This is a genomic window from Rhodovarius sp. (assembly GCF_040399605.1).
GTDB classification, from domain to species: Bacteria; Pseudomonadota; Alphaproteobacteria; order Acetobacterales; family Acetobacteraceae; genus Rhodovarius; species Rhodovarius crocodyli_A.
Genome location: NZ_JBBARU010000096.1, coordinates 1 through 10,491, shown reverse-complemented (window position 1 = coordinate 10,491; position 10,491 = coordinate 1). Strand labels below are relative to the sequence as shown.

The window sequence follows — 10,491 nt, the reverse complement described above, 5'->3', positions numbered from 1 at the left end:
GTAAATGGTGAAGGAGCCCTTAGCCCCCGTCTTATTGGGACCGACTTGGCGGATATGCGACGCAATGAGATTGCTATGTTTCGGCGGTCTGGATCACATCATGATCGACGACGCCGCGCATCGCGGCGATATCAGCGAAGATGCGATCCTCGCCCTCCAGCACGGCGGCCTCACCGGTCGCCTCTTGCCACCGCCGCACGATGACATCGGCATAGGCGGGGTCGAACTCCAGAAGCACGGCCCGCCGCCCCGTGCGCTCAGCCGCGATCATGGTGGTGCCCGAGCCGCCGAAGCAGTCCAGCACTGTGTCACGCGGCTTGCTGCTGTTGCGGATGGCGCGCTCGACCAGCGCGACCGGCTTCACGGTGGGATGCAGATCGTTGCGGGCCGGCTTGTCGAAGTGCCAGACATTTCCCTGGTCGCGGGCGCCGCACCAGTAATGCTGCGAGCCAGCCTTCCAGCCATAGAGCATTGCCTCAAACTGCTGGTGGTAGTCGGCCCGGCCCAGCGCGAAGGTGTTCTTTGCCCAGATAATGGTGCTGGACCATTTGCCGCCCGCCTCCTGCCAGGCGCGGTGCAGCACCGGCCATTCGGAGGAGGACATGCAGACGTAGCAGGCGCCCTTGCTCACCTGCAGCACATTGGCCAGCGCCGGCCGCAGGAAGTCGAGGAAGCCCCCGCCCAGCGCGTCATTGGCAATGGTCATCTTGGCCGCAGTGCCGCCTTCGTATGCCACATTATAGGGTGGATCGAGGAAGCCCATATCGGCCAGGTGGCCAGCGCCCAGGGCACGCTGCACGTCGGTCAGCTTCGTGGCGTCACCGCACAGCAGGCGATGGTCGCCACAGCGCCAGAGGTCGCCGGTACGGGTGACCGGAACCACGGGCGGCGGAGGTGCCTCGTCGGTATCGTAGCCAAGACCAGCATCGGCTGCGGCCAGCAGCCGGGCGAGGGCGGCATTCGCCGGCTTGACCGGCTTCGCCGGCCGAGCACGCTTCACGGCCATGGGCCTTATCCTTTCCGAAAGGCGGCCTTGTCGCATGTCGTGTAATGTTCTCGAGCCGTAAAGATGCCAGTTTCAGCCCTGCCCCCGCCAACCCGGGCTTTCCCGGTCCAGCCGCCGCAGCAGCGCCGACCATTCCCGCTCTCCCGCCGCCGAGGCCTGGTTCTCGAATTGCAGCGCCGTGGTCTCGCACACCTCGGCCGGCGGCAGTGGCAAGGCCCGGCCATCGGCCATGGCGGCCAATTGCACCTTCGCCGCCTGCTCAAAATAATAGGCCAGAATAAACGCCTCCGGGATGGTCCGCCCGCAGGTCAGCACGCCGTGGTAGCGCAGCAGCAGCGTGTGGTGCTGGCCCAAATCCGCCACCAGCCGCTCCCGCTCGCCCAAATTCAGCGCCAGCCCCTCATAATCATGCGTCGCCACCCGGTTGAAAAACCGCATGGCAAATTGGCTCAGCGGCAGCAGCCCCTCCGGCCGGGCGGCGATGGCGACCGAGGCATGGGCATGGGTGTGCATCACGCAATCCACCTCCGGCCGGCCGATATGGATGGCCGAGTGAATAACAAAGCCCGCCGCATTGGCGTCAAACCGGTTGGGCGCCACCTTGCGGCCCTCATGGTCGATCTTCACCAGCGATTCCGGCGTCACCTCATCAAAGCTGAGGCCAAAGGGATTGATCAAGAAATGATCAGGCTCCCCCGGCACCCGGGCCGATATATGGGTGTAGATCAGGTCATCCATCCCCAAGCCCGCCAGCAGGCGATAGGCGGCGGCGAGATGAAGCCGGGCATCCGCCTCGTCACGCATCACATGCGGGGTATAGCCGGCGCTGCTGTCACGAAGCTCGGTGGCTGGGATGGTATCGGGCATGGCTGCATCCTTTCCGGGCGAAATGCCTGCAACCCAAAGCATGCCGCCCCGCCAGGGCGCTTGCCAAGCCTGCCGGCAGGTTTCACATTTCCGGCGCGCAATGGGGCGCGTGATCACCGATTGGCAACGACATGGCATTGCAAATCATCCCGCTGCATCCCGGCTTTGGCGTGGAGATCCGCGGCCTCGATTTGGCCGGCCCAGTTTCGGATGCCGATTGGGCCGCTATCACCGCAGCATTTCAAAGCAAGGGCGTGGTCGTCATTCGCGGCAGCCGCATTGATGAGGCCGGGCACATCGCCTTCAGCCGCCGCCTGGGCGATTTGCAGATCCATGTGCTGACGCAGTTCCTCACCACGCCGCATCCGGAGATCTACGTCCTCTCCAACGCCCTGCGTGAGGGCAAGCCCATCGGCAACCACAAGGAGGGCATGAACTGGCACTCCGACTGGTCCTATCGCGCTGAACCTGCCGTCGGCTCCGTGCTGCATGGCCGCATCTGCCCGCCCGAGGGTGCCGACACCCTCTTCGCCTGCATGCACCAGGCCTGGGAGGCGCTGGATGACGCAACCCAGGCCCGCATCCTGCCGCTACAGGCCATCCACAGCTATGCCGGCTATTACGACCGCGCCTTCCCGGACCGGCCGCTCACCGCCGAACAGCGCGCCGCCACCCCGGATGTCACCCACCCGCTGGTCCGCCGCCACCCCGGCAATGGCCGCCTCGCACTCTATGTCGGGCGCGAGGTGGTGAAGGAAATCGCCGGCCTGTCGCCCGAGGACAGCGCCGCGATGCTGGATATGCTCAACGCCCATGCCGTGTCGGAACAATTCGTCTATCGCCACCGCTGGCAGGAGGGCGACATCGTCGCCTGGGACAACCGCAACACCATGCATCAGGCCACTGAATACGACGACACAAAATATATCCGCCTGATGCACCGCACCACGCTGGCCGGCGAACGGCCAATTCCCGCTCTCGCCTGAAGGAACTCCCGATGCTGCAACGCCGCACCCTGCTCGCCTCTGCCGCCCCGCTGCTCGCCAGCCCCGCTTTGGCGCAAAGCCTCACCCGCGTCCAACTCCGCCTGAAATGGTTGCCGCAAACCCAATTCGCCGGCTTCTACCTTGCCCTGGAGCGCGGCCATTACCGCGCCGAGGGGCTCGACCTCACGATCAATCCCGGCGGGCCGAATATCCAGGGTGAGACCATCGTGGCATCGGGCGCCGAGCAATTCGGCGTGACCGGCGGCATCGACAGTTTCTTCGCCGCGCGTGAACGCCAATTGCCGGTGATCTGCATCGGCATGAACCACCAGATCACCCCCTTCGTCTTCGTCGCCAAGCGCGCCAGCAACATCAACAGCCTGGAAGATTTCCGCGGCAAGCGCGTCACCGCCTGGTTCACCGGCGCCCATCTCGTGCTCTACGGCATGCTGGCCGCGCGGGGCATCACGCGGGAGAGCGTGAATATCCAGCCGCAGCAGGTCTCGGTCACGCCCTTCATCAATGGCGAAACCGATGTCTGCGCCGCCACTTGGTACAATGAACTGAACACCATCCGCGCCCGCCTGGGTGGCGATGCCAATCTGCGCCTGTTCAGCGCCGAGGATTATGGCATTTCCATCCCGCGCGACACGCTGGTGGCCAATCAGGCCTTTGCCCAAGCCAACCCCCGCGCCGTGGCAGGCTTTTTGCGCGCCAGCATCAAGGGCTGGCGCGAGGCCAAGGCCGAACCCGCCGCCGGCCTGGAAAGCGTGATGAAAATCGCCCCCACGCTGGACCGTGCGCATCAGATCGCCATGCTGCCCGAGGCCATTCGCCTCATGCAGGCCGGCCCCGCCGCCACCCAGGGCTGGTTTGCACTCGATGCCGGCGTGATCAAGCGCGCGCATGATTTCTTCGTGGAGCAGCGCGTTCTTCAAGCACCCCTCGACCTCGCCGCCGCCTTCCGCCCGGAATACCTCCAGTCCATCCCCCTGCCCGAGCGGATGGCGTGACAGCCACTAAATTATCGATCAGCAGCGTCGGGAAGAATTTCGGCGCCGTCCGTGCCCTGGACCGGGTGGATCTCGATATCGCACCCGGCGAGTTCGTCACGCTGATCGGCCCTTCGGGCTGCGGCAAATCCACCCTGTTCAACATGCTGGCCGGGCTGCTGGAGCCCGATGCCGGCGGCACCATCCTGCTCGATGGCAAGCCCGGAAAACTACTTGGCCGCACCGCCTTCATGCCGCAGCGGGACCTGCTGCTGCCCTGGCGCAATGTGCTCGACAACGCGCTGCTGCCCTGCGAGATCGAGGGCCTGCCGCGCGCCGAAACCCGCGCGCGCGCAGAAAAAATGGCGGTGGATTTCGGCCTCCGAGGCTTCGAAAAACACTTCCCGCAGCAACTCTCCGGCGGCATGCGCCAGCGCGTGGCGCTGATGCGCACCTTCATGTTCGAACGCGACCTAATGCTGCTCGACGAGCCCTTCGGCGCGCTCGATGCCCTCACCCGCTCGATGATGCAGCGCTGGCTGCTCGACATCTGGGCGCGTTACCGCCGCACCATCATCTTCATCACCCATGACATCGACGAGGCGATATTCCTGGCCGACCGCGTGGTGGTGATGAGTGCCCGCCCCGGCCGCATCAAGCTCGACCGCCGCATCGAACTGCCCCGCCCGCGCGATGCGCATCTGCTCACCGCCCCCGAATTCACCGCCATCAAGCGCGAATTGCTGGACGCGGTGGAGGAAGAGAGCCTGAAAAGCTTCTCCGCGTGACCATGCTGCGCGCGGCCCTGCCGATTCTGCTGCTCTTCGCGCTGTGGGAGGCGGCGGTGGTCGGCCTTGCCATCGACCCATTCTATCTGCCCTCCATCCGCGTGGTGGCGGCGGCGATGCAGGCGCAAAGCGGCTTCTACCTCGATGCCTATCTGGTCACCCTGGCCGAGGCGGCGCTGGGCTTTGCCATGGGTGGTCTGGTGGGCGTGGCCTCGGCGCTGCTCTTCACCCGGCTGCCGATGGTGAAGGACATGGTGCTGCCCATCTTCATCGTCTCGCAGACTGTGCCGGTCATCGCCTTTGGCGCCATTGTCGTGCTGTGGTTCGGCAATACGCTGATGGCCAAGGCCGCCATCGCCTTCTACCTCACCTTCTTCCCGGTCACGATCAACACCCTGGCCGGCATTGCTGCGGTGGATGCGCGCCAGGTGGCGCTGTTGCGCAGCTTTGGCGCCGGGCAGGGGGCTGTGATGCGCAAGCTGCTGCTGCCAGCGGCACTGCCGCGCATTTTCACCGCACTCAGGCTTTCCGCCTCCCTCGCGCTGGCCGGCGCCATTGTCGGCGAGTGGTTCGGCGCCACCCGCGGCGTGGGTGCCATGCTGCTGGCGGCGATGTTTAATGAGCAGATCGTCAGCCTCTGGGCCTCCATCCTGGTGGCGGCGGCGGTGGGCGGCACGCTCTTCGCCGCGGTGGCGCTGGCCGAGCGTGCGATGGTGTTCTGGCGGGAAGAACTATGAACCGCGCCGCCATCCTGCGTGGAATTCTGGGCGCGGTGCTGTTGATCGGCGCCTGGGAATTTTCTGTGCGCTTCTTTGCCCTGCCGCAATGGATTCTCCCCCCGCCCAGCGGCATCCTGGCCACGGCTTGGAGCGGCCGTGCGGCGCTTTTGCCCGCCGCAGCCATGACGGCTTATGAGGCGCTGAGCGGCTATGCCATCGGCGCGGTGCTGGGTGTGGGCCTGGCCATGCTGCTGGCGCTGGCCGCACCCCTGCGCGCCGTGCTGCTGCCCATGGTGGTGGCGGTCAATTCCATCCCCGTGGCGGCCTATGCGCCGCTCGCGCTGCTGTGGTTCGGCACCGGGGCACTGTCAAAGATCATCATGGTGGCCTTCATCGTGGGCTTCACCGTCTTCCTCAATGCGCTGGATGGGCTGACGCGGGTGGACCCGGCGGCCATCGCCCTGCTGCGCAGTTTCGGCGCCGGGCGGCTGCGGCTGCTCTGGACGCTGCGGCTGCCCGCTGCGCTGCCATCCATCGCCACGGGGCTGCGCATTTCCACCGTTCGCGCCATGATCGTGACGCTGGTGACGGAAATGCTCGGCTCCCAACTCGGCCTGGGCTGGACGATTTTCCAGGCCGTCTTGTTGATTGATTTTCTGCAGGTCTGGGCGGCCATTCTCGTTGCCTCCATCATCAGCCTGCTATTTTTCGGCGTGGTCTCGGCCATCGAGCGCCGCGTGGTGTTCTGGAGGTAACGATGGATTTGCAACTGCGCGGCAAGACCGTGCTCATCACCGGTGCCTCCAAGGGCATCGGGCTCGCCTGCGCCCATGGCTTTGCCGCCGAGGGCTGCAACCTGCATCTGGCCGCCCGCTCGGCCGAGCCAATGCTGGCCGCCAAGGCAGAGATCGAGGCCGAACACGGCGTGCGGGTCACCATCCATGCCGGCAGTCTCGCCGATGATGCCGCCATGCGCGCCCTGGCCGATGCGGTGGGCGATGTGGACATCCTGGTGAACAATGCCGGTGACATCCCCGCCGGCGATATCGAGGCGGTGGATGATACCGCCTGGCGCCGCGGCTGGGACCTCAAGGTCTTCGGCTATATCAGCCTCACCCGCGCCTATTGGGCGCGCATGAAGGCGCAAGGCCATGGCGTGATCATCAATGATATCGGCAATAGCGGCGAGAATTGGGATGCGCGCTACATTGCCGGCTCCTCCGGCAATGCCTCGCTGATGGCCTTCACCAAGGCGCTCGGCGCCGTCTCGCTCGACCATGGTGTGCGGGTGGTGGGCATCAACCCGGGGCCCGTTGCAACCGAGCGGATGATCAAGCTGATGAAGCGCCGCGCCGTCGATTGGTATGGCGATGAATCCCGCTGGGAGGAGTTGTTCGACAAATATCCCGGCAAGCGCCCTGCCACGGCGGAGGAGGTGGCGGACCTCACCCTGTTCCTGGCCAGCCAGCGCGCCGGCTATATCACCGGCACGGTGGTGACCATCGATGGCGGCATCGCGTCGCGCGGCAGCATCATCTGATGGAACATGAAGCACGCAACCGGCATTTTGAGGCGCTGACCCAGCAGCCCGATTTGCTCTGGCTGGGGCAGAACACCAACCACCTGCCGGCCCATCCCGCAGTGCTCGCCGCCATGCATGCGGCGGTGGATGATTTCTCATTCAACGCCTATGCGCCGCCGCTCGGCATGGAGCGGTTGCGGGCGCTGATTCTGGAGGATCTGGGTCTCGATCCGGCGGTCTTCGGCGTGATCGTCACCGATGGCGCGGTGGCCGGCCTCTCCCACGCCGTGCGCACGCTGCTGCGCCCGGGCGATGAACTCCTGGCTGCCGAGCCGGGCTGGAAATGGCCCCTCGCCTTCGCCCGCAGCCTAGGTGCCACGGCGCGCGAATTGCCTGTCTATGAGGCGGCGCAGGGCTATCGCCTCTCGCCCGCGCAGTTGCGCGCGGCGATGCGGCCGGAAACCAAACTTGTCTATCTGGTGGATCCCAATAACCCGATGGGCACCCGCTTCGAGCCCGAGGAGATCGAGGCCTTCGCCGAGATCACCGGCGATGCCTTCGTTATCCATGATTGCACCTATCGCCACTTCGCCCAGGGCCACACGCTGCTCGCGCCCTTCGCGCCCGAGCGCACCATCACCACCTACAGCTTCTCCAAATGGCTCGGCCTGGCCGGGCTGCGGGTGGGCGCCATGTTGGCCAGCCATGCCATGATTGCGCGCTTTGCCGAGGCGGCGCCGAATGCGCTGGGCTCCTCGGTGCTGGCGCAGCGCGCCGCCATCGCCGGGCTCGAGCACAAGCACGAATTCCTGCCCATGGTCATCGCTGCCGACCGTGCGGCCAAGGCGATGATCGCTGAGGCCGTGGCCGGGGTGCCCGGCCTCGCCCTGCCCGTGCCGGTCAGCCACGGCAATTTCGTCGCCATGGATGTCTTCGAGGCCGGCATCACCCCGGAAAAACTCGTCGCCGCCTATGCCGAAGCTGGCATCATGATCCGCCAAGGCGGCTATCACACCAAGCGCTATGCCGAGCGCTTCGTGAAGATCAGCACCACCGTGCCCCGCCCCTGGATGGAGCGCTTTTGTGCCACGCTGCCCGCCATGGTCGAACGCGCCCGCGCGATGAGCGACGTGCCCGTCAGCTACTAAGGACCCCCCCATGCCCCATATCCCCACGTCGGATGGCACCAAGCTTTGGGTGGAGGAGGCCGGGACCGGCACGCCCATCCTCTTCATCCACGAATTCGGCGGCGACCATCGCAGCTGGGAACCGCAACTGCGCTTTTTCGCCCGCCGGCATCGTTGCATCACCTTTGCCGCCCGGGGCTATCCGCCTTCAGACACACCCGGCGATATCGAGCGCTACAGCCAGGCTATCGCCGCCGCCGATGCGGTGGCGGTGCTGGATGGCCTGGGCATTGCCAAGGCGCATATCGTCGGCCTCTCCATGGGTGGTTTCTGCGCCCTGCATGTGGGGCTGAGCCATGCCAGCCGCGCGCTCTCCATCGTTGCCGCCGGTGCCGGCTATGGCGCCGAAAAGGCGCTCGAGGAGTATTTCCGCGGCGTCTCGCTGGCCGTGGCCGATGGCTTCGAAAAACAGGGCGCGGTGGAATTCGCCAAGACCTATTCGCTCGGCGCCTCGCGCGTGCAATTCCAGAACAAGGACCCGCGGGGTTGGGCCGAATTCGCCCAGCAACTCGGCGAGCATGATGCCGCCGGCGCCGCCGCCACCATGCGCGGCGTGCAGGCCCGCCGCCCCTCGCTCTATGACCTCGAAGCCGGCTTCCGCGCCATGGACCTGCCCACGCTGGTGATGACCGGCGATGAGGACGATCATTGCCTGCAACCCGCGCTCTACCTCAAGCGCGTCATCCCCGCCTGCGGGCTGTGTGTCTTCCCGAAAACCGGCCACACGCTGAACCTGGAAGAACCCGCCCTGTTCAACCTGCATCTGGCCGAATTCATCGCCACCGTTGAGGCCGGCCGCTGGGACAAGCGCGACCCGCGCGCCAATCCGGCCGAGGTGATGAAGGTCTCCTGATGGTCGATGGCACCCGCCTCTGGCAGCGGCTGCAAAGCCTGGCGCAGCATGGCGCCCGGGCGGATGGCGGGGTGGACCGCCCGGCGCTCTCCCCCACCGAGGCCGAGGCCAAACGCAGCCTCATCGCCTGGGCCGAACAGGCCGGCATGTCCGCCCGGACCGACCCGCTGGGCAATCTCTTCCTCCGCCGCGAGGGCCGGGAAAACCTGCCGCCGCTGCTGGTCGGCAGCCATATCGACAGCCAGCCCACCGGCGGCAAATATGACGGTGCCTATGGCGTGCTGGCGGCGTTGGAAGCGGTGCCAGACAATCCCCGTCGCCCCGTCGAAGTGGTGGCCTGGACCAATGAGGAAGGCAGCCGCTTCGCGCCCGGCATGATGGGCTCGGCCGGTTTTGCCGGCGCGCGCGACATCGCCGAAATCCTGGCCTGCCGCGACGCCGATGGCATCACCGTGCAACAGGCGCTGGAGGCCACCTTCGCCGCCCTGCCGAAGCTGCCCATCGGCCCACTCGGCGGCACCGTGCATGCCTATCTGGAGCCGCATATCGAGCAGGGCGTGGTGCTGGAACAGGCTGGCATGCCGCTGGGCATCGTCACCGGCCTGCAGGGCAAGCGCACCTTCGCCATCACCATCGCGGGTGAGGCAGCCCATGCCGGCACCGCCCCCCGTGCCACGCGGCGCGACGCCCTGCTCGCCGCCGCCCGCGCTGCCACCGCACTGGATGCGCTGACGGCCGACCCCGCCGATATCACCCGCTTCACCATCGGCCGCTTTACCGTCTCGCCCAATGCGCCCTCTGTGGTGCCGGAGCAGGTGCAGTTTTCCATCGATTTGCGCCACCCCGATGCGGCAACGCTGCTCCGCCTGGGCGATGCCATCGCCGCCACCATCGCCGCCGCCGCCCAGCCCTGCGCCGCCCGCACCGAAGAACTCTCCACCGCCCTCCCCAGCCGCTTCGATGCGGCGATGCAGGATGACATGGCGGCGCTGGCCCAGGGCCTTGGCCTGCCCGCCCTGCGCCTGCTCAGCATGGCCGGCCATGATTCGCGCTTCCTGGCCCATATCTGCCCCAGCGCCATGGTGTTCATTCCCTGCCTGGGCGGCGTCACCCATCACCCGGCGGAGAGCATCACCCCCGCCGATGCCCTGGCCGGCGCCCGGCTGGTGGCGGCTGCCATGGCGCGCTGGTCGGCCTGACGCAGCCTGGCCAGAATCCGCGCTGCCGCCTGGCCATCGCCATAGGGATTGGCCCGCTCGCGCTTCGGCGGCGGCTGGTCCAACAGCCGATTGGTCGCCACCACGATCCTTGCCGTATCGGTGCCCACACCGGCACCTTGGCGATGCCGAGCGCTGACGCGGCCTCGAGCCGGCCGTGCCCGGCGATCAACACGCCGGCCTCATCCACCAGCAGTGGGTTAGTGAAGCCGAAAGCCAGCATGCTGGCCTTGATCTGCTCCAGCTGCTCGGCGCTATGCACGCGGGCGTTGCCAGCATGAGGGCGCAGCTCCGCAACCGGGCGCAGAACGATCTTCGCCGCCATCCAGGGAAGCGTCATGGTGCCATCCAGTT

Annotated in this window: 13 protein-coding genes; 10 read left to right on the top strand and 3 right to left on the bottom strand. The window is 66.6% G+C overall.

The window, feature by feature from the left end:
- Positions 1-73 precede the first annotated feature (73 nt).
- Complete coding sequence (locus ABWP84_RS16745; RefSeq protein WP_353213167.1) at positions 74-1,006, bottom strand: site-specific DNA-methyltransferase; 933 nt, start codon at positions 1,004-1,006, stop codon at positions 74-76.
- Positions 1,007-1,078: 72 nt separating this feature from the next.
- Positions 1,079-1,873 carry a class II aldolase/adducin family protein gene (locus tag ABWP84_RS16740; protein ID WP_353213166.1) on the bottom strand — a complete coding sequence of 265 codons (795 nt, stop codon included), beginning with the start codon at positions 1,871-1,873 and terminating at the stop codon, positions 1,079-1,081.
- A 131-nt stretch (positions 1,874-2,004) separates the two neighbouring features.
- On the opposite strand from ABWP84_RS16740, the gene ABWP84_RS16735 reads away from it, so the two are divergent.
- From ABWP84_RS16735 to ABWP84_RS16695, 9 genes are read left to right on the top strand one after another with little or no spacing between them, the layout of a single operon-like run.
- Positions 2,005-2,859 carry a TauD/TfdA family dioxygenase gene (locus tag ABWP84_RS16735; protein WP_353213165.1) on the top strand — a complete coding sequence of 285 codons (855 nt, stop codon included), beginning with the start codon at positions 2,005-2,007 and terminating at the stop codon, positions 2,857-2,859.
- 11 nt (positions 2,860-2,870) lie between these two features.
- Positions 2,871-3,872 carry an ABC transporter substrate-binding protein gene (locus ABWP84_RS16730; RefSeq protein ID WP_353213164.1) on the top strand — a complete coding sequence of 334 codons (1,002 nt, stop codon included), beginning with the start codon at positions 2,871-2,873 and terminating at the stop codon, positions 3,870-3,872.
- Positions 3,869-4,639 (top strand): ABC transporter ATP-binding protein, encoded by a 771-nt coding sequence (locus tag ABWP84_RS16725; RefSeq protein WP_353213163.1) that lies wholly within the window; start codon positions 3,869-3,871, stop codon positions 4,637-4,639. Before ABWP84_RS16730 ends, ABWP84_RS16725 begins: the two co-directional genes overlap by 4 nt.
- A 2-nt stretch (positions 4,640-4,641) precedes the next feature.
- Positions 4,642-5,376: an ABC transporter permease gene (locus ABWP84_RS16720; RefSeq protein ID WP_353213169.1), complete on the top strand. Its 735-nt coding sequence runs from the start codon at positions 4,642-4,644 to the stop codon at positions 5,374-5,376.
- Positions 5,373-6,113 (top strand): ABC transporter permease subunit, encoded by a 741-nt coding sequence (locus ABWP84_RS16715; protein ID WP_353213162.1) that lies wholly within the window; start codon positions 5,373-5,375, stop codon positions 6,111-6,113. Before ABWP84_RS16720 ends, ABWP84_RS16715 begins: the two co-directional genes overlap by 4 nt.
- A gap of 2 nt (positions 6,114-6,115) precedes the next feature.
- Positions 6,116-6,898, top strand: a complete 783-nt coding sequence (locus ABWP84_RS16710; protein WP_353213161.1) for an SDR family oxidoreductase — start codon at positions 6,116-6,118, stop codon at positions 6,896-6,898.
- Positions 6,898-8,028, top strand: coding sequence for a pyridoxal phosphate-dependent aminotransferase (locus tag ABWP84_RS16705; RefSeq protein ID WP_353213160.1), 1,131 nt, complete (start codon positions 6,898-6,900; stop codon positions 8,026-8,028). The genes ABWP84_RS16710 and ABWP84_RS16705 overlap by 1 nt, the downstream gene beginning before the upstream one ends.
- 10 nt (positions 8,029-8,038) lie before the next feature.
- A complete protein-coding gene (locus ABWP84_RS16700) occupies positions 8,039-8,920 on the top strand; it encodes an alpha/beta hydrolase (RefSeq protein WP_353213159.1) in 882 nt (293 codons plus the stop codon).
- Entirely contained in the window at positions 8,920-10,119 is a 1,200-nt protein-coding gene (locus ABWP84_RS16695; RefSeq protein WP_353213158.1) for a M20 family metallo-hydrolase, read from the top strand. The genes ABWP84_RS16700 and ABWP84_RS16695 overlap by 1 nt, the downstream gene beginning before the upstream one ends.
- Here the strand turns inward: ABWP84_RS16695 and ABWP84_RS16690 are convergent.
- Positions 10,052-10,381 (bottom strand): ParB N-terminal domain-containing protein, encoded by a 330-nt coding sequence (locus ABWP84_RS16690; protein ID WP_353213168.1) that lies wholly within the window; start codon positions 10,379-10,381, stop codon positions 10,052-10,054. The genes ABWP84_RS16695 and ABWP84_RS16690 overlap by 68 nt on opposite strands.
- Here ABWP84_RS16690 and ABWP84_RS16685 point away from each other — a divergent pair.
- A partial coding sequence (locus ABWP84_RS16685; RefSeq protein WP_353213170.1) for a hypothetical protein occupies positions 10,295-10,491 on the top strand: 197 nt, incomplete at its 3' end. The two genes, ABWP84_RS16690 and ABWP84_RS16685, sit on opposite strands and share 87 nt — an antisense overlap.